The sequence below is a fragment of the Paenibacillus marchantiae genome (assembly GCF_028771845.1).
GTDB lineage: Bacteria > Bacillota > Bacilli > Paenibacillales > Paenibacillaceae > Paenibacillus > Paenibacillus marchantiae.
Genome location: NZ_CP118270.1, coordinates 6,776,710 through 6,798,090, shown reverse-complemented (window position 1 = coordinate 6,798,090; position 21,381 = coordinate 6,776,710). Strand labels below are relative to the sequence as shown.

Annotated in this window: 17 protein-coding genes and 2 tRNA genes; 15 read left to right on the top strand and 4 right to left on the bottom strand. The window is 46.2% G+C overall.

Annotated elements, in window-relative coordinates; translation table 11 throughout:
- Positions 1-35: 35 nt before the first annotated feature.
- From rph to PTQ21_RS30530, 7 genes are all read left to right on the top strand, one after another.
- Entirely contained in the window at positions 36-794 is a 759-nt protein-coding gene (gene rph / locus PTQ21_RS30560) for a ribonuclease PH (protein WP_053783129.1), read from the top strand.
- A gap of 1 nt (position 795) precedes the next feature.
- A complete protein-coding gene (locus PTQ21_RS30555; RefSeq protein ID WP_274568320.1) occupies positions 796-1,419 on the top strand; it encodes an XTP/dITP diphosphatase in 624 nt (207 codons plus the stop codon).
- Positions 1,420-1,786: 367 nt separating this feature from the next.
- Positions 1,787-2,629: an STM4015 family protein gene (locus PTQ21_RS30550; protein WP_274568319.1), complete on the top strand. Its 843-nt coding sequence runs from the start codon at positions 1,787-1,789 to the stop codon at positions 2,627-2,629.
- A gap of 12 nt (positions 2,630-2,641) precedes the next feature.
- Entirely contained in the window at positions 2,642-3,994 is a 1,353-nt protein-coding gene (locus tag PTQ21_RS30545) for an STM4014 family protein (protein WP_274568318.1), read from the top strand.
- Positions 3,987-4,772 (top strand): STM4013/SEN3800 family hydrolase, encoded by a 786-nt coding sequence (locus PTQ21_RS30540; protein WP_274568317.1) that lies wholly within the window; start codon positions 3,987-3,989, stop codon positions 4,770-4,772. The genes PTQ21_RS30545 and PTQ21_RS30540 overlap by 8 nt, the downstream gene beginning before the upstream one ends.
- 53 nt (positions 4,773-4,825) lie before the next feature.
- Positions 4,826-6,223: an STM4012 family radical SAM protein gene (locus tag PTQ21_RS30535; protein ID WP_274568316.1), complete on the top strand. Its 1,398-nt coding sequence runs from the start codon at positions 4,826-4,828 to the stop codon at positions 6,221-6,223.
- A complete protein-coding gene (locus tag PTQ21_RS30530) occupies positions 6,220-7,083 on the top strand; it encodes an STM4011 family radical SAM protein (protein WP_090810442.1) in 864 nt (287 codons plus the stop codon). The genes PTQ21_RS30535 and PTQ21_RS30530 overlap by 4 nt, the downstream gene beginning before the upstream one ends.
- Before the next feature lie 79 nt (positions 7,084-7,162).
- Here PTQ21_RS30530 and asnB read toward each other — a convergent pair whose 3' ends face one another.
- Positions 7,163-9,007 carry an asparagine synthase (glutamine-hydrolyzing) gene (asnB, locus tag PTQ21_RS30525; RefSeq protein WP_063566706.1) on the bottom strand — a complete coding sequence of 615 codons (1,845 nt, stop codon included), beginning with the start codon at positions 9,005-9,007 and terminating at the stop codon, positions 7,163-7,165.
- 194 nt (positions 9,008-9,201) lie between these two features.
- On the opposite strand from asnB, the gene PTQ21_RS30520 reads away from it, so the two are divergent.
- The 3 genes from PTQ21_RS30520 (at position 9,202) to PTQ21_RS30510 (ending at position 10,103) form a co-directional block, all read left to right on the top strand.
- Positions 9,202-9,501, top strand: coding sequence for a hypothetical protein (locus tag PTQ21_RS30520; protein WP_274568315.1), 300 nt, complete (start codon positions 9,202-9,204; stop codon positions 9,499-9,501).
- Between the two features lie 25 nt (positions 9,502-9,526).
- On the top strand, positions 9,527-9,883 hold the full coding sequence (locus PTQ21_RS30515) for a hypothetical protein (protein WP_064635807.1): 357 nt from the start codon (positions 9,527-9,529) through the stop codon (positions 9,881-9,883).
- 91 nt (positions 9,884-9,974) lie between these two features.
- Positions 9,975-10,103 carry a hypothetical protein gene (locus PTQ21_RS30510; protein WP_256336669.1) on the top strand — a complete coding sequence of 43 codons (129 nt, stop codon included), beginning with the start codon at positions 9,975-9,977 and terminating at the stop codon, positions 10,101-10,103.
- 79 nt (positions 10,104-10,182) lie between these two features.
- On the opposite strand, the gene PTQ21_RS30505 is transcribed toward PTQ21_RS30510, so the two are convergent.
- Entirely contained in the window at positions 10,183-10,476 is a 294-nt protein-coding gene (locus PTQ21_RS30505) for a magnetosome magnetite crystal formation protein family (protein ID WP_053783120.1), read from the bottom strand.
- Between the two features lie 282 nt (positions 10,477-10,758).
- Between PTQ21_RS30505 and PTQ21_RS30500 the strand changes: the two genes are divergently transcribed.
- The 3 genes from PTQ21_RS30500 (at position 10,759) to PTQ21_RS30490 (ending at position 16,826) form a co-directional block, all read left to right on the top strand.
- Positions 10,759-10,832 (top strand) — tRNA-Arg (locus PTQ21_RS30500).
- 430 nt (positions 10,833-11,262) lie between these two features.
- Complete coding sequence (locus PTQ21_RS30495) at positions 11,263-11,916, top strand: methyltransferase domain-containing protein (RefSeq protein WP_338020302.1); 654 nt, start codon at positions 11,263-11,265, stop codon at positions 11,914-11,916.
- Between the two features lie 383 nt (positions 11,917-12,299).
- Complete coding sequence (locus PTQ21_RS30490) at positions 12,300-16,826, top strand: S8 family serine peptidase (RefSeq protein ID WP_274568310.1); 4,527 nt, start codon at positions 12,300-12,302, stop codon at positions 16,824-16,826.
- A 90-nt stretch (positions 16,827-16,916) separates the two neighbouring features.
- Here PTQ21_RS30490 and PTQ21_RS30485 read toward each other — a convergent pair whose 3' ends face one another.
- Together PTQ21_RS30485 and PTQ21_RS30480 are read right to left on the bottom strand one after the other, a co-directional pair.
- Complete coding sequence (locus PTQ21_RS30485) at positions 16,917-18,152, bottom strand: CynX/NimT family MFS transporter (RefSeq protein WP_274568308.1); 1,236 nt, start codon at positions 18,150-18,152, stop codon at positions 16,917-16,919.
- A gap of 295 nt (positions 18,153-18,447) precedes the next feature.
- Positions 18,448-18,521 (bottom strand) — tRNA-Arg (locus PTQ21_RS30480).
- A 325-nt stretch (positions 18,522-18,846) separates the two neighbouring features.
- Between PTQ21_RS30480 and PTQ21_RS30475 the strand changes: the two genes are divergently transcribed.
- Together PTQ21_RS30475 and tig are read left to right on the top strand one after the other, a co-directional pair.
- Positions 18,847-19,689: a hypothetical protein gene (locus PTQ21_RS30475; protein ID WP_063566739.1), complete on the top strand. Its 843-nt coding sequence runs from the start codon at positions 18,847-18,849 to the stop codon at positions 19,687-19,689.
- Positions 19,690-19,824: 135 nt separating this feature from the next.
- Positions 19,825-21,165, top strand: coding sequence for a trigger factor (gene tig / locus PTQ21_RS30470; RefSeq protein ID WP_090810436.1), 1,341 nt, complete (start codon positions 19,825-19,827; stop codon positions 21,163-21,165).
- The last annotated feature ends 216 nt before the right edge of the window (positions 21,166-21,381 follow it).

The window sequence follows — 21,381 nt, the reverse complement described above, 5'->3', positions numbered from 1 at the left end:
GACATTACAGGATGCTTAAGTCGTAGGAGGCAGAAATGATGAGATCTAACGGACGAACCAGCGACCAGCTGCGCCCGATGAATTTAACAATTAACACGAATAAATACGCCGAAGGTTCTGTACTGATTGAAGTGGGAGATACCAAGGTTATTTGTACAGCTACGGTGGAGGAACGTGTTCCTCCCTTTATGAAAGGGCAGGGTAAAGGCTGGGTAACGGCTGAATACTCCATGCTGCCACGTGCAACACATACTCGTAATCAACGTGAAGCGAACCGCGGCAAATTGACTGGACGCACCATGGAAATTCAGCGTCTAATTGGCCGGGCACTGCGCTCGGTCGTTAACTTGCAGGCGCTTGGTGAACGTACGATTACACTGGACTGTGATGTAATCCAAGCTGACGGCGGTACACGCACAACGTCCATTACCGGTTCGTTTGTAGCTCTGGCGCTCGCGGTGAACAAAATTGCCCAACAGCATAAACTGCAAGTATTCCCGATTACGGATTTCATTGCAGCGGTAAGTGTGGGTGTAGTTGGAGAACAGCCGGTGCTGGATCTGAACTATGATGAAGATTCCAAAGCCAAGGTAGATATGAACCTCGTGATGACAGGCGGCGGGAAATATGTGGAGCTTCAGGGAACAGGTGAAGAAGCACCATTTGACCGTCGTGAGCTGAACGCGATGCTGGAGCTGGGTGAGCAGGGCATTCTGGAGATGATTGAGCGTCAAAAAGAAGTTCTCGGACCCATTGCACTCAAGATCGGTGCTCGTGGATTAGGAGAAGCCTAACATGAGTCTGGATAGCCCAATTATCATTGTCGCAACCCGTAATGCAGGGAAAGTACGTGAATTCGCTCATGCATTCGCTCCACTGGGCAAAGAGGTCAAAAGCATGTTCGACTATCCGGAGCTGCCGGATGTTGTTGAGGATGGCGTAACCTTTGCAGAGAATGCCTGGAAGAAAGTCAAAGCAGTGGGCGATGCTCTTGGTTTGCCTGTCCTGGCTGACGATTCGGGATTGTGCGTGGATCTGTTGGACGGTGACCCGGGAGTATATTCTGCGAGATATGCAGGCGAGGGTGCAACCGATGAGAAGAACAATGCCAAACTGCTTGAAGCGCTGGAATCGCTCAAATCCGGTGAGGATACGGAGCAACCGCTTTTGAGTCCAGCAAGATTCGTCTGTGCATTGGTGCTGTATGATCCGGCAACCGGAGACAAGTATGAATCAGAAGGCATGGTGGAAGGCTGGATCACAGCTGAGGCAGCCGGTGGTGGCGGTTTTGGATATGACCCACTCTTCTATGTGCCTGAATACGAGATGACGATGGCCGAGCTTACGCTGGAGCAAAAGCAGGCGATCAGTCACCGGGGCCATGCCCTGAGAGCGCTCGTATCCAGCCTGAAAGGCTGAGATTCAAACGAATCAGCTCATATGAATATGAATGTATAAGGTGAATTATGGCCTTGCTTAAATATCAAAGCGTTAGTGGAAGGTAAGAGTCATTCCTGTGGAATGCTTCACCGACCATTAACGTTTTTTTATTTTTATGAGTGGAGCAGATTCGTTTAAAGCCAATACGTGGGACCCAAAATAAATCCCGCTTTTTTTAGTGAAAATATCGGAACGTACGTTCTTGTACCTATATAAAAAATACGGATATTTCACGTTTGAGCAGCGCATTAGGACCGGGGTTGGAAGAAGTTGCAAGTCTTGTACAGTATGGGTTAACATTCAAGTTAACGAATCATCAATGAACTCAAACGGAGGGGATTTGCTTATGCAAGAAGTGAAGCTTACGGTGTCTTATGATGATTATGAGAACGGTATTCGTATGGAAACGTTGATTAGGGAACTGGCTGCCAAACCGGAGGCTGGTTCGCTGGAGAGTCTGATTATTGGAGACTGGGGGCAGGCTTATGAAAATTCGCCGGATGAATTTATGGGCACGCTCATCGAGCTGGCTCCCAGCTTTCCTTCTTTGAAGAAACTGTTCATCGGAGATATGGGCTTTGAAGAATGCGAAGTATCATGGATTATTCAGACGGATCTCACACCACTATTGGCTGCTTTTCCTGAATTGAAGTCATTCTCAGTGAAGGGCAGCAGCGGACTAAGTCTGGAACCCATCGAACATGCCAAACTTGAAGAATTAATCATTATTTGCGGTGGTCTTCCCAAAAGTGTGTTGGCTTCAATTGCCCGGGCTAAGTTGCCTGAATTGCGTAAGCTTGAGCTGTATCTGGGCGTGGATGATTATGGATTCGACGGTTCACTTCAAGATGTACTACCACTTTTGGAACAGGGCTTATTTCCAAAGCTCGTATACCTAGGTCTGAAAGACAGTGAAATTCAGGATGAGATTGCGAAAGCTGCAGCTGAGGCGCCAATTCTGGATCAACTTGAAATCCTGGATCTGTCAGAGGGCACGTTGTCTGATGAAGGGGCAGAGGCGCTGCTCGCTAGTGATAAGATCAAAAAACTGAAACATCTCAATCTTAGTTACCACTACATGACAGACGACATGCTCATTCGCTGGAAACGTTCAGGTATACCTGTAGATGTTAGCGAGCAACAACAGAGTGATGAAGATGACTGGCGTTACCCGTCGTTAACGGAATAAATGATGTCAGGCATGACAGAAATGGAAGAAAATTTGCAAAGCCCAGTTAAGGATTCGGATATGACGCTGGAGCAGCCGTTATTGTTAATTGGAAACCCGAATAATCGCCGAACCCTTGGATTACAGGAGGCAAGACAGCGTATTGGCTTACAACCTGCACTTGTGCTGCCTTATGACCGGTTGCTAAAGACTTGGAGACGGGGCGGAACCATGGCGGATGCCGTACAGCAATGTCTGGAAGGGCGAGGGACTACACACGTTAAGGGAGAGCCGTGGATATCTTCACCAGCATCGATATTATATGCGAATCATGATTTAGTTCATGGAGTGAATAGTGTACCTCTTATTCGACTGGATGCCCCTGGTGAGGAATGGGAAGTAGAGCGTGAGCTGCTCTTTCTTGGAGCTGTGAATGATGTATCTCCGTTAATCGATGGCCTTTCTGCGGGAATGATTCCGGCAGAACAGACACTCACTCTTGAACAGGAGTGGGGACGGATCTACGCGCCCAACCAATGGTTTCGTGGCTGGAAGGCCTGTTTGGAACGAATTCGCCATGAAGCTCTGGAATATTGGCCTAATGCCCGGTTCATGAATGATCCTCATGACATTGCGATCATGTTTGATAAAAGGAAATGCCAGCAGCATCTATCTGCTCATAGCGTTCACGTTCCCCCAACACTCCAATCTTCGGAGCCGATCCGCAATTATGCGGACCTGCGTACAGCGATGAAAACAGCGGGTATGAATCGCGTTTTCGTGAAGCTTGCGTGTGGCTCCGGTGCTTCAGGCGTTGTTGCCTATCAAATTAATCCGCGAACGGGTGCCGAAATCGCTATAACCACTGTGGGAATGGAACGGGTTCAGGGAAAGGTCATTTTTTATAATGAAGGCCGGTTGCGCAAGTACACACATACTTCAGAGATTTCTGCGCTGATGGATTGGCTGTGTGCTGAGGGTGCCCAGATTGAACGTTGGATGGCAAAAGCCTCCCTGGGTTCAAGCGTATTTGATATTCGCCAGCTTGTGGCAGGCGGACAAGCAGGTCATGCCATCGTACGGCTTAGTCAGACACCAATCACCAATTTGCATTTGCGTAATGAGCGGTTGCTGCCTGCAGAAGCAGGGCTGGATGAACAGCAGATGGATAGAGTACAGACAACAGCGAAAGCAGCAATGGCTGCCTTCCCCAACTCATGGTCAGCCGGGATTGATGTGATGCTCAGTGGAGGTACTGAGCCGCGTGCTTATATTCTGGATGTGAATCCGTTCGGAGATTTGTTGTACAGAGTGCAGCATAACGGACTTGGAACCTATGAATGGCAAATGGAACTTCTGCGAAAGGAGCCTTACAACCATGACTGATATGAACAACATCGTAGGCTCCCATGATCTATTAATGATTACGCTGGACACGTTAAGGTATGACGTGGCCAAGCTGGAGGAACAGAATTGCCCCAACCTGTGCGGTACGGGTCCTTGGGAGAAGCGCCATACTCCGGGAAGTTTTACCTATGCGGCACATCATGCTTTTTTTGGTGGCTTCATGCCTACACCTGCCAATACGGACAAAGCCTCCCACGTACGACTTTTTCATTCCCGGAATACCGGATTAAAGACTCATCCGCATACCTGGCTGTTCGACACACCAGATATCGTATCGGGTTTTGCAGCTGAAGGGTATCGTACAATTTGTATTGGCGGGGTCATTTTCTTCACCAAGAAAAATCCGCTCGCCAAAGTGCTGCCAGGTTATTTTCAACAGAGTTACTGGCGGATGAATTTTGGGGTAACCAACCCTAAATCAACTGAGCATCAGGTTCAGCATGCCTTGAAGCTACTGGAGCAAAGCGCACCAGATGAGAGGTTGTTTCTGTTCCTGAATGTGTCTGCCATCCATGGTCCCAATCGCTATTTTGTGGAGGGTGCAAGAGAGGACTCGGTAGAAACACAGCGTGCAGCGCTTCGGTATGTGGACGAGGCCCTTGGGCCATTGTTTGATGCAATGAGGCAGCGTTCACGGCCTACGTTTTGTTTAGCTTTTTCCGATCATGGCACGGCGTATGGTGAGGATGGCTATCAGGGGCACAGGCTTGCGCATGATGTTGTCTGGAATGTGCCTTACCGTGAATTTATTTTATAGAACTAATGATTCATATCATCAACAACTACAAACCGGATACAGGGAGGAAACCGATGGACGATCAATTTCAACATACGACAGCAGGTCATTCCGCACAGTCCGGATCCAATACAGCTACAGGTCTCAGAGAAGTGCTTGCTTCCCCCTATCGCTCTTATTTATATTCGTATCCCCACAAGACCGCATATCGGGAGTTGACCCCACCTTTACCGCTCGGTCCATTGTGGGAACGTGAGAATACCGATACGTATTTTTTATATATGCACATTCCGTTTTGTGCCGCTCGTTGCGGATTCTGCAACCTGTTCACGTTGCCTGATCGTCGTAATGACACCCATGTGCGTTATGTGGATGCGCTGGAACGGCAAGCCAAACAGTGGGCACCACTCACATCACGGAGACCGTATTCGAGGTTTGCCATCGGTGGTGGGACGCCCACATTATTAAATGAAATTCAATTGAACCGCTTGTTCGATATTGCGGAACAGGTGATGGGGCTCGATCCGACTCAAGCTTCGATCTCGGTAGAAACGTCACCGGATACCGTGACAGAAGCCAAATTGGCGATCATGAAGGAGCGAGGTGTGGACCGGGTAAGTATGGGCATCCAAAGTTTTATCGAAGCCGAAGCCTCGGCCATTTACCGTCCGCAGAAACCACAGGAAGTGGAACGCGCGCTTGAGAAGCTTACACGGTATGAATTCCCTCTGTTGAATCTGGATCTGATCTATGGTCTGCCGGGACAAACGGTGGAATCATGGCTGTATTCGCTGGAACGTGTCCTTTCATATGAACCGGGTGAGATTTTCATTTACCCACTCTACACCCGCGAGAATACCATTGTGAAACCAGATGATATTCAGCGTCAGGGACCGGATATTCGGATGGAGCTGTATATGGCTGCGCGTGAGATTTTAAAAAGCAGGGGCTATGTCCAGTATTCCATGCGCAGATTTGCCAAAGAACAATCATCTTCTGGAAGCAAAGAGCTTCTACCCTACAGCTGTCAGGAGGAAGGCATGGTTGGTCTGGGTTGCGGTGCACGCTCTTATACCAGTGAAGTACACTATGCTTCCAAGTATGGTGTTAGTTATAAGGCCACACAGAGCATCATCGCCGATTATGTGGCAACCGAGCGTTATGATGTGGCCGATTACGGCATTGTACTCAGCCGGGAGGAGCAGAAGCGCCGCTTTATTCTGAAAGCCCTGCTGCATCGGGAAGGTTTGGCGCTGTCGGATTATGATCAGCGATTCGGGACGGAAGTCCTGTCAGACTACGGATGGTTGAGTGAACTGTTGTCTGAGGGCATGGCTGAGCTTGAGCAGGACGATAAGGGTAACCAGGTGCTGCGTCTGACAGAAGAGGGACTAGGCTACTCGGATGCCATTGGAGATTGGCTCATATCCGCTGAGGTTCGTGAACAAATGGAAGGGTTTGTGTTCTCATGAGAGCAACCTTGTATTATCGGGGGAAGCTGTCGTCCTGTAATTACGACTGTCCATATTGTCCGTTTAGCAAAACGGTAGATTCCAAGGAGACGTTGGAAGTGGATGAACAACAACTGCGTCAATTTGTGAATTGGGTGAGGGATCAGGAGAGTGCTGGTCATCAATTCTCGATTTTCTTTAACCCGTATGGAGAAGCTCTGGTAAGACGTTGGTATCGGGAAGCGATGATTGAGCTATCGCATATGCCACATGTGGACAAAATTGCAGTCCAAACCAACCTATCTGTCAAACTGGACTGGGTCCGTGAATTGAACCGAGATAAAGCGGCTTTCTGGGCGACCTATCACCCACGTGAGACGAAAGAGGCTTCCTTCGTCAAACAATGTTTGACTTTACGTGAGATGAGACTTGCTTTTAGTGTGGGGACAGTTGGATTGCGCAGTGCATTCCCTGCTATTGAATCGATGAGGCAGGCTTTACCCGATGAGGTGTATATGTGGATCAATGCATTTAAAGATCGACCCAAATATTACAGCGTGGAAGAGGTCGACTTTTTACGATCCATTGATCCACTGTTTGAAGGGAACCTGCGGGATTATGAGAGTCTGGGCAAGCGTTGTTCCGCTGGTTCGGAGGTATTTTATGTGCAAGGGTCAGGGCATGTAAAAAGGTGTTACAAGGACCGTCGAATTATTGGGCATCTCTACCGCGATGGTTTGCAGGCTTTGGCCGCAGATCGGCCGTGTGGCATGAAGAAGTGTGGCTGTTACATCGGTTATATTCATATGGAGGATTCTCCGTTCAGAGATATCTTTGGAAGTGGATTGCTTGAACGTAATCCGGTACTGATCAATCCATAGATATCGGTAAAGGGGTGCTTGATGAACAGCTATTATGCTGCTCATCGGCACCCCTTTTAAGAATGAAAAAATCGCCTTATTATCGAATGGCCACTTTGTACGTACGCAACCACGAGTTGATCTGTGTCAGATATGCAAATAGCTGTGGACCCGACATTAACTGTCCAAACCAGGGCAGGTTCGATGAAGCATCCGGTGAAGAGGCCAATTTACGAATTTGAGCTTTGTCGATTAAAGGCAAGATCGGTGAGCTTGCGTCATCCAGAATATCAAGCACCTGTTGTTTAACGGCAGCAAGATACTGCGGATTATGTGTTTTCGGATAAGGACTCTTTTTCCGGTACAACACATCGTCAGGCAGTACACCTTCCAGCGCTTTACGCAGGATGCCTTTTTCCCGTCCGCCTGTCATTTTCATGTCCCAAGGCACGTTAAATACATATTGAATCAAACGGTGATCACAGTAAGGTACCCGAACCTCAAGCCCGGCTCCCATACTCATCCGATCTTTCCGATCCAGTAGTGTAGGCATGAAGCGGGTGATGTTCAGATAGGACATTACTCGCATTTGGGCTGCTTTACCGGTCTCCCCATCGAGTAAAGGTACTTCAGCCACAGCATCCGAGTAGCGGTCCGCGAGATAGTCGAGTGGCCTGATCCATTCCCGAATGTCCGGGGATAACAATCCTGCTCGCATATCAGGCGCTACAGACCATGGGAATGTACCGGAGTTCAGCATCTCTTCCCGGTGGAACCAAGGATAACCGCCAAATACTTCATCCGCTGCTTCGCCCGAAATGGCAACGGTGGCTCCTTTTTTGATTTCTTTACAGAACAGATAGAGAGAGGAATCTACATCCGCCATACCCGGCAAATCACGCACAAGCATTGCCTGGGTCAGTGCGTGAACCAACTCGCCATTTTCAATCTCAATCCAGTGATGATCTGTCTTCAGTTCATCCACCATACGCTTAATCCAGGGTCCATCTGCACCAGGCTGGAAGGAATGGGCCTGAAAATGCTTTGCATTATCCACATAGTCAACAGAATACGTGCTGACTTGGCCTTGACCTGTACGGTTATAATAATCTACCGCTAACGCAGATAGAGCGCTTGAATCCAGTCCCCCCGACAAAAGAGAGCAGACCGGAACGTCAGAAGCTAATTGGCGTTCTAATGTATCCTGCAACAGTCTGCGTACTTCGGCAGCTGTCTCTTCCAAATTATGTTCGTGATTCTGACTTTCCAGCTTCCAGTAAGCATAGGTTTTAATACCGTTTCGGTTGTAGATAAGCGCATGCGCAGGTTTGAGCTCGTTAAGGGAGGAGTATACGCCGTGTCCAGGTGTCCGGGCAGGACCGACAATAAATACTTCTGCCAAACCTTCAGGGCCTACTGCAGCTTCTACATCCGGGTGGATGAGCAGTGATTTCGGTTCTGAGCCAAATACGAGTGCATCCTTTGCATGACTGTAGAACAGGGGTTTGACACCCAACCGATCACGGGCGATAAAAACCTGTTCACGTCCGCCATCCCATATGGCAAAAGCAAAAATTCCGTTAAACCGGTCAACGCAGGCCGGACCCCACTCAATATAAGAGGCGAGCAGCACTTCCGTATCACATTGTGTGCGGAAATGGTGTCCGCGCTGGAGCAATTCCTTTTTCAACTCGGGTGCATTGTATAGTTCTCCGTTATACACGACGGTATAGGAGGTGTCTCCCTGTAACGCATGCATGGGCTGTGCCCCGTTCTCCGGGTCCATAACGCTGAGACGCCGATGTCCGAACGCACAAGGATTGGAGATCCATGTACCTGAAGCGTCGGGCCCCCGGTTCGACAAGCTGTCCGTCATCCGGACCAGCAGCTCTGATTCCTGGGTCAAATCCCGATTCCACTGTATGAAGCCGGTTATACCGCACATGGTTTGTTCATCCTTTCTTAGTCGAGTCATTCATCCGTATGGCTGCTTAGTTGCTAACAGCCAGCAAATGTTGTCTTTTTCGTCAGAAGTCGTAACAAATATATGCCGAAAGCAGGCATAAAATGTCTGTCCTCTTCGGAAACTATATCTAGGGACAACGGCCTCAACATGCCTGTGAAGGAGAGAACTTGCAAATGGACAGTATGACCTATTATGTATCTGTCATGGGGCGCTCTGTTATTCCGAACCCGCACGTAACATCGTATGAATGGGTGATCCAGGCGACGCCGCAGGAGGCGGAACAATTACTGGGACTGCTTAATCTGATGCAGGAAAAAGAGGAAGAGGCCTTTCCAGGAATGGTATTCCCTTGGCCGGATACGCCGGAGGAGTCTGTAAACCGCGCATATGAAGCTGTGTTACAGCAGGTGTATCGGGAGATTTACCGTTTGGGAACACCAGAGACCCGATACCAGATCGAACAAAGTACATGAAATGGACAAAGGAGCGCGATAACAAATGTATGCCATTCAGGATGCCAAAATACGCAGATTGACCGAAGTGGATGGATTGTCTTGTGCAGAAGTTGAGGTACAGCCTGGAAATACGGGTGATCCGTCTTTGCTTGTATACGTTGCGGCTACCCAGCCAGGGAATTCGCTTGAAGTCGTTCGAATTGTACGCAATCATTCGGATGCAGTCCTGGATTGGTACAATAACAATATGCACACCGCGTTTGAAGATGCTACGGAAACGGCGTTTGAGAACAGTGAAGGCATTACAGCAGGAGAAGATAAAGCCCGGTTTCAGAGTGAGTTACTTGCTTTTGGATTACTGGGACCGACGCTTCAGCGTTATTTGGTGGGGCAAGGTTAAGGTGGGCGTTCCAAGAAATGCCGATAGCAACAAAGGATAAGCGAAATTACCCGGGGCCATACTATATGCAAGTTCCGGGGAGGTGATAGCAGTGGCTTCCAAGTTCAAGAAAAACAAAGGGAACCTTTATGCGCATCATACCGAGTTTGCCGAGGAAGTGCTCGCCATTAACAGCAAGCGTCCTGCCCAGAGAAATCCGTGGCGTCAGGGAAACAAGTAACCGGAATGCAGAAACCCGCCCTTCTTTCGAAAGGCGGGTTTTTGAATGTTTAATTGAACGTGGATTGTGAAGCTTGTGCTCAGGCATATTCACGTAGTACTTGAATACCTTTGACGATATTGTACACAAAACTTAATGCATAAATGACAAAGAACAGAATTACAAATCCGACAGCGGAACCCAGACTGTGGGCGGTAACGAAGAAATAAAGCAGCGGGATTGCCGCAAGAAACGGGAATATATGCGAGAATAAGGCTCGTTTCGCATGTCCCTCAATATAGTTGTCTTTGGCTACAATCCAAATGATGATGGGAAACAAGAACGGTGCGAAGAAAATACTAAAATAGGATAATGCTGATAAAAGTTGTCTCATAGCGGTTTCTCTCCTTTATTTGGTCCAGTAGAATGTATGTATGCAAATGATTACCCAGCAAGTCTCATCCTGAATATGTCTGCCCATTTTAAATGCAACTGAGCTTAATATCCTCAATATTGCCTGCTTAAAGCATTCATATTCTGTATCTGTGTTGAGTATGAAAATAATACGTTCAAGTCATGTGGAAGGATGCAATTATTAATTTTTTTATAAAACTATTGAAAAATATAGAAATGAGAGTATAATAGGAATCGCGCGGTATTTTTATTATACATATTTGTCTCAGTAGCTCAGCAGGATAGAGCAACGGCCTTCTAAGCCGTCGGTCGGGGGTTCGAATCCCTCCTGGGACGTTAGAAAAAAGCTTCCTTCGGGAAGCTTTTTTGCGTACAGGGGATGAGAACCCCAAAGGTTCGTCGGAGCATGGGCTTCGGTAGGAATTACTTCGCAGTCTCGACTGGAAGGAGAGTATCCCTCCTGGGACGTTAGAAAAAAGCTTCCTTCGGGAAGCTTTTTTGCGTACAAGGGATGAGAACCCCGAAGTTAGGAGGTTGGTAATTATTTATAGGTGTAAACTATCAAGTGTATAGAATTTATATATTTAATTAATAAACCATCTTGTGACACAATGAAGATATCAATCATGAAAGCGATGGTGGTATCCATGCAATCGATTAATCAATGGCAAGCGGATGAGTATGACAACAAACTGGCTTTTGTATCGGGTTATGGTAAAGTTTAATCTCATGGCTTCAACCTCAAAAAGGGGAGTATATCCTTGATTTGGGATGCGGGACAGGGGATTTGACGTACGAAATTACTGCAGCGCAGGCTGAGGTAGTCGGCATGGATGCATCACCCGACATGATTCGTCGTGCAAGAGAGAAGTTTCCCAATATCGAGTTCATGGAGGGGGACGGACATCAGTTTGAGACGAACAAGCTCTATGATGCCGTCTTTTCCAATGCAGCTCTACATTGGATGCGAAGTCCGCGACTTGTAGTGTATAGTATATGGAAGTCTTTGAAGCCTGGGGGACGTTTTGTAGCGGAGTTCGGTGGCAAAGGCAATGTACAGATCATTGTAGATGCATTAGAGGAAGTGTTTGAACGACACACTGGCATTCCTGGATCAGAGCGCAACCCTTGGTATTTCCCGACGATCGGGCAATATAGCAACATTTTGGAACAATGCGGGTTTTTGGTGCGACAGGCCTACCACTATGACCGTCCTACTAGACTGGCGGATGGTGAACAGGGTATAGAGGGCTGGTTGGCTTATTTTGGAGGGGACTATTTTGATGGTTTGAGTCAGGAACAAATTCAGGAAATCTGTAGTGAAACGAACCAAATCGTTGTGCCGAAGCTCTGGAAAGAAGATGCAATCTATGCCGATTATAAGCGTCTTCGAATTGAAGCAGTGAAGCCGGGAAGTTAAATAAACAAAATATGTATCTTTGTTAAATGAATTAATAGAATGTTTTTCATGAAATCCATCGATCACAATTAGGCTAGGAATCTCTTTCAGAATGAAGAGGCTCTTGGCCTTTTTTTCTATGCTGTATTTAAAATTTGAAATATTCAATCGACAAATAAATACAATTTCACGCTTTTCTCTTACTCAAGAACCATATAAGTAATTTTGATATCATATTTGTAATTATTTAGAAGGAAAATGTGTTATTTTAGTAGAATAATTTACCAAGGGTCAATCTTCTTGCAGATAGGGCGGTGAGTTGTTCACAGGTATTGCAGTACTTGTCATAGCAGGACCCAAGCGATTGGTGAGGTACTTTCATATTGAGAAGGAGGGGCATAGCCTTGAATAAACGATTGATATCCATATTGTTAAGTATCCTAATGACTTTTTCTATCATCATGCCAGCGGCCGGAGCCGCTCCTGTAGGTGTTCAGCTTGAGAACTCGCTAAGCAAGGGCGAAGCCACACAATGGAGAGAGATTCTTGCCCAGCGGGAAGGAAAGCTTGCAGCAGATCCATTTTTGGACAAGAGCCTAGAAGGTCTTGGGGGAGAGAAAACAAGAGTAATTGTTGAGCTCTCCAATAAACCAGTTGCTGTTGCGCAAGGCGAATCTACCCTCTCAGGAAAATCTTTTACCTCCTCTATGGAAACAAAGGCTGTGACTCAAGTCGAGCAACAACAACAGTCATTTGTACATAGCCTCACTCAGAATAAAATCAAACACGAAGTATTGGAAAACTACGCATATGCCCTGAATGGTGTAGCCATTGAACTTAAGGGTAACCAATTGGGACAGTTGCTTCGCATACCGGGCGTTGTCAGTGTATACCCTGACCTTGAAATTACCGTATCCCCGGAAACAGATGAAGTGAATCCTTATATGAAAGATACCGCACCATTTATTGGCGCCCCTGAAGTATGGAATCTGGGATACAAAGGAAAAGGTGTCAAAGTTGGTGTTATTGATACAGGAATCGATTATGAGCATCCTAATTTGCAAGACGCCTACAAAGGTGGATGGGATTTCGTAGGAAGTGACAATGATCCTTACGAAACAACACATGAAGAATGGAAAGTGTCTGGGGCACCTGAGTTTAATGCCAATGGAAGCGCCTATTACACATCCCACGGTACTCACGTAGCCGGTACCATTGCTGCTCGAGAAGCAGGGGACTACGGCATTGTCGGCGTTGCACCCGAAGCTGATATCTATGCCTATCGTGTTCTTGGACCCTATGGTAGTGGACAAACCTCATGGGTATTAGGGGGAATCGATCGTTCCGTTGCCGATGGTATGGATGTAATCAATCTCTCGTTGGGTAACGCTGCCAATGATCCAAGTTACATTACTTCGGTTGCTCTTAACAATGCTATGCTATCTGGCGTGACTGCAGTTGTGGCAAGTGGTAATGATGGCCCGAATCGTTATACATTAGGTTCTCCAGGAGCATCGGCTATGGCAATCACTGTAGGTAACTCCACAGGGCCTAGCCAAAGCATTACAGCCAACACTCATTTCTGGATTGGTGAGGAAGGTAAAGGTACGCTTCCAGAAGAACAGCCTGTCCCTGAAGTTGAGCCATCTCCTGAACTGGGAACAGCACCGGGAACGGAAACTCCTGAAGTTCCGGCTCAAGGTGAACCATCAACAACACCGGAAGGTGCGACAGGCGAAGAAGCTTCATCAACAAACGAAGCGGCATTATCTGGAACAGCGTCTGCTGATGTTACAGCTCTAGATGTGGAAACCAGCCAATCCGAAGAGGGTGTTCAGCCAGCCTCGCCTTCGGCACCAGTCGAAACCTCTCCAGAGGTTGCACCTGTGAAAGAAGAGCCTGCGATTGCTCCAACTGAAACGGAGCAAAATCCATTGGCTGTTACTGAGTCGGTGTACCGACTTGATGTAATGGGCTGGAGCCTCTCAGCAGATCCGGAATCTGTTTTGACGAATCAATATGATCTTTTATTCGCAGGGTTGGGTAAACCGACCGACTTTGAAGGCAAGGATTTTACAGGCAAAGTGGCTTTTGTACAGCGCGGTGAGCTGGCATTTGTAGAGAAAGTAGCCAATGCCAAAGCTGCTGGTGCAGTTGCTATTATCGTATATAACAATATTCCAGGCCCGATCGGTGTGAGTTTGGGAGATAATTTTGAACTTATTCCAACTTTGAGCATGTCGAAGGAAGATGGAGAAAGTATCAAAGCTGAGCTGGATGCCGGTCAAAGCGTTGAAGTGAGCTTTAGTGACTTCGTTAAAGGTCAAACGGCTGGCGATGAAATGAATCCATCCAGCTCCCGCGGACCAGCCAAGGTGACTCTGGATATCAAACCGGATATAGTTGCACCGGGTACCAGCATTCTTTCTACTGTCCCTGCCTATGGCAAGGACGAACCTGGAGCTGATTATTCACAGGCTTACGATCGTAAATCAGGTACAAGTATGGCCACACCTCATGTTGCCGGACTGGTTGCCCTGTTGATTGAGAAGCACAGTGACTGGACACCATTTGATATTAAAGTTGCACTCATGAACAATGGTAAAGTGCTCGACACGACCAAATACGATGTGTTTGATCAAGGTGCAGGTCGTATTCAAGCGGTGAAAACGATTGATCCTGCTGCATTTGTTAAAGTATTGGATGTAACGAAATACACAGAGAATGGCGTGGCTGTCGAGAAACCAAATGTTACAGGTAGTGTGAATTTTGGTAACTTCCTCAGCACGGACGAAAAAACCGTCAGCAAAACGATCAAAGTGGAGTCGCTGAATGGCGGCGTTGGAAACTACACTGTAAGCGTGAATCCAACTCGTACAATTCCTGGTGTATCCGTTGCGGTGGATAAGAGCTCTTTTACACTGAATGGTGAGGAAGAGTTACAGGTTACTATTACAGTTCCAAAAGGTGTTACTGCGGTAACAGAAGCGCAAGGCTACCTTCAGTTGTCTAATGGAACGGACACATTTAGTGTTCCATATGTCGCACATTTCAACCTTACATTGGCAGGCGTTAAATACATTGAGACTGTGAAAGGTACAGAGAAGAACCCGTTCCATTATCCATTGAAGCCTGATGGTACGCTGGATACACTCAATGTAGCTATGGAATTCTACAATCCCATGAATTTTGCCCTTATTGAGATCTTCGATGGCCTTTACCCGGATGGGGGCTATTATGGAGATGGATATATTGGATCTATTTTTGGAAACTACTATAGTTTCGCTGCCAACACAAGATATACTCTGGCTTGGGATGGACAGTATGCAGACTACACTACCGACGAGGTAACGACGATTCCAGATGGTCTTTACACGGTTGATATCACTGCAATCGGTGTTGATGGAAAAACGTATATCGAAGATACTTCTCCATTTTTGGTGAAAAAAGCAGCTCCGGTTGTAACAGCACCAGAAAATCTGGAAGTGGTGCAGGCGGACAAAGAAGCTTTGACAGGTAATGTTGATGATCTTTATATCGTAGCCGCTCCAGCGCTTAAAAGTGGATGGGATACTGAACTTGATGTAACAGCTTCATTGAAGGCTGGTTACACTGTGAAAGATACAACGAATAAGAAGATTACGGAAGGTGCCTTTGAAGTTGAAACAGACGGCTCATTCACTCTTAGACTCGGCAAGTTGTTAGCTGGGGAGTACATTGTGGAAATGTCTGTTGAAGACTTGCAAGGTTTGATTGGAACAGCGACTACATCACTTCTGGTGAAAAAAAATCCTGATCCGGAAGTTCCTAATCCTGGTACACCATCACCGGGCTCTGGTTCAGGGTCTTCAGGCGGATCTAGTTCTTCCAATTCTTCCCCATCAACTGCACCTACGCCTACAATTAAAGGTGACGCATCTGTATCCGAAAAGAAAAACGCTGACGGAACTACACAGGCTACAGCAGCGATTTCCGAAGCGGTAATTAATACACAGTTGCAGGATGATAAGAAGGAAATCAAGCTGGATTTATCAAGCGTTGAGTTTGACAAATATAGTCTAGTAGATCTGACAATCAGTAAGGCTATTGCTGATAAAATTCAAGCCTCAGGTAAAAATCTGATTATTGAGGGCAAAACGTTCAATGTGACTATACCTGCTGCTTCTTTGACGGATTACGTCACAGATAGAGGATTCAGCTTGAAGTTGCATGTTGCAGAAGGCAAGGATAACAAACAAAACGAGAACATTGTTTCTCAAATTGTATCTATTGATCTTGATGCAGACAAATTCAAGCACAATATTGGGCTTACATTGAAATATGATGTGAACTCTGTAAAAGACGTACGTAAAGTTATTGCTTATCATCAAACAACAAAAGATGCTTGGCAGCCTGCGTCTTTGTCCAATGTGTCTCAAAAAGGGCAATTGGAATTCAATGTAACACAACCAGGTTCTTATGTTGTTGTAGAGAGTGCTGTAACTTTTGGAGACATCAACAGCCACTGGGCTAAAGATGAAATCGAAGTTATAGCCTCTCAACAAATTGCTAAGGGTATTAGTGCTAGCACATTCTCACCGAATAGTACCATTACTCATGCAGAATTTGCGACGTTGCTTGATCGTATTTTCGGAACGGGAATCGATTGGGAAACACGTAGTAAAGAAGCGAGTGCACAGGACCAATTGACACGCGAAAATATGGTTTTGATGATTGCCGATGCTTTGGAAATAAAACAAGGAGTAACATCCATTGGGTTCAAGGATGAAGATCAAATTTCAGATGGAGCGAAATCAGCTGTTCATTTTGCTGTAGAGAATGGTTTGGTAAAAGGTATGTCTGGCAACAAGTTTGCTCCAAAAGCTACATCAACTCGTGCTCAAGTATCTGTCGTTCTGTACCGTCTACTTGAATATCTGAATAAGCTTTAATAACTATTCTAATCACAGTGTGAGTTTAGCAAAAAAAGACCTTTCCATTGGGAAAGGTCTCTTTGCTTATATAATTGAAGCTCCGATTCATCATGAACCAATCAAACGATTGGCACTTGCTTTCAATCCCATGAAAAGTAACAGAACAGCAAGTGTAACTTGCAAAAGCAATGGAAGAGTCCATCCTTGTGTCCAATCATGAAGCACACCGAACAGCAACGGTCCGACGGCTGCCAGCATATACCCAAAGGATTGAGCCATACCCGAAAGTCCTGCAGCCTGTCTTGCATCGGATGTACGCAGTACAAAAAACATGGTTACAAGTCCGAACGAAGCCCCGGCTCCAACGCCAGCCAAAGCAACACCGACGGTTACGAGAGAGGAAATACCACTTAAAAGGAATGCGTATCCCAGAATCAGACATGAACCTGTAATTGCTGTCAGCCAACGTTGATCTTTCATTCGTCCAGCCAGAATGGGGACGATGAACGTTACCGGAACACTAACCATTTGCATCAAAGACAACATCCAGCCGGCTGAAGAGGAACTGAAACCCTGATCAGATAGAACCTCTGGCAGCCAGGTAATTGTAGTGTAAAAAATTAAAGATTGCAGTCCCATGAACAATGTGACATACCAGGCTAAGGGAGATGTAATAAGACGAACGGGCTTCGCTTCCGTTCTCGAAGCCACGTAAACTTCGCCGCGACGTCCAGAACGGACGTGAGGCAGCCAGAGAATCAGGGCTAGAATGGACAGTATAGCCCACATGCCCAGTGAAGCATGCCAACCCATGGAGGTTAAGCCTGCCGTGGGAACGCTGATTCCTGAGGCGATAGCGCCCCATATATTCATGGACACGGAATAGAGGCCGGTAACGAGACCCACTCGCAATGGGAAATCCCTTTTGATCAGACTGGGCAGCAATACGTTGCTCAGGGCAATACCACATCCAAGGATTGCTGTTCCTGTAAAAAGAACGGGAACAGAGGGCATAAACCGGAGGGATACGCCTATGGTCACAAGAATTATGGCAGTTAACAGAGCGGTTTCTAGTCCGAATCTTCGCGCCAATTGTGGAGCGAACGGAGAGATTGCTGCGAAGGCAAGCAAAGGAAGAGAGGTAAGCAAGCCTGCCAATGTATGACTTATTCCTGTATCTGTACGGATCAGTTCCACAATTGGACCTGTTGCCGTAATAGGTGAACGCATTGTTGCTGCGATAACGATAATGCCTGCCAGCAAGAGTCCAAGTTTCATGGATGCTGACGATGAATTATCGACTGCAGAATGGTCAGGTGAGTTTTGATGTAAAGAGGATGGCATGGTAAATCTCCTATAGTTTATTTGTCTAATATGTATACTTTGATACATACATATACATAAACAAGCATAACATCCCGTGTCAACATCAGCCGATTAACGTATTCAATCATCCCCAGAACGCAAAAAAAAAGCTTCCCGAAGGAAACTTTTCTTTAATTACGTCCCAGGAGGGATACTCTCCTTGCAGTCGAGACTGCGAAGTAATCCTACCGAAGCTTATGCTCCGACGAACCATTGGGGTTCTCATCCCCAGAACGCAAAAAAAAAGCTTCCCGAAGGAAACTTTTTTTAATTACGTCCCAGGAGGGATTCGAACCCCCGACCGACGCCTTAGAAGGGCGTTGCTCTATCCAGCTGAGCTACTGAGACATGAAATTTTTCAAGCAAAATTGATTTTATCATAAATAATGATGAATATCAAACATTTTATTATAATATATTTTTCGTATATGATATTTGGCGGCAGTAACGTTTTTTTCATTATAATTAAGGTTATGTTAGAATATCAGAAGAACTCAAAAAATAGATCGACTTTCGTTTAATATACATCTATTTATGGTTGATTGCGACTGGAGATTCAGGATACAGAGGAGGTGCTCCTATTAAGGAATCCACGACCCCGGAAACCGAGCACAGTAACAATATTGTGCTGTTTCCTAAGACGCTGGACTATTACCAGATTCAATTGACGGTTATGCTAGAAAATGAACGATATGGTGAAGCGATGGACCTGCTTCGCTTTTTGCTGCAATGCCAAGGGCAGGAAGAACGGCATTACGACGAATGGCGAGCCTTGCTCGAATGGCTTGAAGCTGCGTTTCCTCATTACGGGGAAGATTTACCCGAGGTTCGTGAAGAGCGTGAGGAAGAGGAAATTAGTGAAGAGGACATGGCACGCCAACATGCCCGATCCAAGCTTGAGCAGGATGATGGCTATGCGGATAAACTTCTTCGTACCGTAATGGAGGAGCCTTTATCTGAACAAACAATGCTGGCGCTGGAGCAGCTTGCTTATCTCGATCGGCCAGAAATTGATGATTCGCTTATCGGTTGGCTCAAAGACAAGACGCTGCATCCTTTACTTCAGTTCCGCGTGCTTCAGACATTACGTCGCCGAGGTGTTCAAGGCATTATTGCGTTTACTCGTGGGGAAGAACCAGTTGAAGTGGAGATTGATACCGTTCCGCTTAGACCTGAGGATTTCCCGATTCAGATCGTTCAGATTCTTGAAAGAGTGGCAGATCAGACGGAGGTTCATGAACCTACGCTCTTTTATTTTGCACAAGAACTGTGGATTCAATATGTCATGGCTGTGTACGGAACCCGTGATTACATGTCCATGCTGGAAGAAAATGATTCCATGACAGATATATGGGGAGCTGCTCTACATATGACCGTTGCAGACAGTCTGGGCGGTTCGCATGACGAGGAAGATACTCGCTCAATGTATGCTGTGACAGGGGCGATGCGCTTTCGTCTGGAGCAAGCATATCGATCAATGAAGCAGTTTGTTTCTGCCGGTTTGGATGGTCAATAGGACCCGGAAACGTTTTCCTCAAACCGTATCAAGGGATTCCCCTTGAAAAAGAATCTAATCTTGTTTATACTAAAATGGTTATTTTGTACGTGATTGCCTACGTGAACATGCGAATTTTGGAGGGGAAAGTATACAATGAAAGCAACTTGGGAAAAGATAGAGAAGAACCTTGGGGTTCTTGAGGTTGAAGTGGGTGCAGATCGTGTAACTGCAGCACTCGACAAAGCTTTTAATAAAGTAGTTAAACAAGCAAATGTACCTGGATTCCGTAAAGGTAAAGTTCCACGTTCGATCTTTGAAGCTCGTTTCGGTGTAGAAAGCCTGTATCAAGAAGCAATTGACATTTTGCTTCCTGAAGCTTACACAGAAGCAATCGACCAAACGGATATCTTCCCGGTTGATCGTCCTGACGTAGATGTCGAGCAATTCGCTAAAGGACAAGTATTCAAGTTCAAAGCGAAAGTAACAGTTAAACCTGAAGTTACACTGGGTGACTACAAAGGCGTTGAAGTTGCTGTAGCCAAACATGAAGTAACGGATGTAGAAGTGACTGAAGAGCTCGAGCGTCTTCAACAACGTCACGCAGAACTCGTTGTTATCGACGAAGGTTCCGCACAAAACGGCGACGTTGCTGTAATCGACTTTGACGGTTCCGTTGATGGTGTACCTTTCGAAGGTGGACAAGCTGAGGGTTATTCCCTGGAACTTGGTTCCAACACATTCATCCCAGGATTTGAAGAGCAGGTTGTGGGTCTGTCCACAGGCGACTTCAAAGACGTTGAAGTAACTTTCCCTGAGAGCTACCATGCAGCTGAACTGGCTGGCAAAAAAGCGGTATTTAAAGTGAAAGTACATGAAATCAAACGTAAACAACTTCCTGAACTGGATGACGAGTTTGCAAAAGATGTTAGCGAATTCGATACGCTTGAAGAGTACAAAGCTGATCTGAAAACGCAATTGGAATCCCGCAAAGCAGATGAAGCCAAAGCAGCTCAAGAAAATGCTGTTGTAGAAAAAGTGGCTGAAAATGCTGAAGTGGATATTCCTTCTGCAATGGTTGAGAGCGAAGTACAAAACATGATGCGTGATTTCGACAACCGTCTGCGCAACCAAGGTATGAACCTGGAAATGTTCCTGAGCTTCTCTGGTCAAACACAAGCTGACCTGAGAGGACAAATGCAGGAAGATGCTTCCAAACGTGTTCGCAACAACTTGGTTCTTGAAGCCGTTGGTAAAGCGGAAAACATCGAAGTGTCTGACGAAGAAGTTAACCAAGAACTCGAAAAAATGGCTGAGTCTTACAAGCGTCCTGCTGAAGAGATTCGTGGCATTCTCGAGGGTAATGGTTCCCTGGACAGCCTTCGTGATGAAGTGAAACTGCGTAAAACGATCGATGTTCTCGTTGAGAACAGCAAAGTCGTTGAAGCTGTTGAAGCTCCAGCTGAAGAAGTTGCTGCAGAAGCTGACGAAAAATAAGACAAGCTGTTACGTAATGAACAGCTGAATAAACGATAAGGCACGTGAATCATTGCGTGCCTTATTTTTAAATTATGGCATCCATTTTATAGAGGATTCAGTAATAATATGGATGGATTTCGTTGTGGCATTGGTTATGCATATTCAAGGTCCTATGGTTCTCCTGCAAATAAAAAAAAGGTGAAACGGCATAGGATTGCTCCGATTTGCACATAC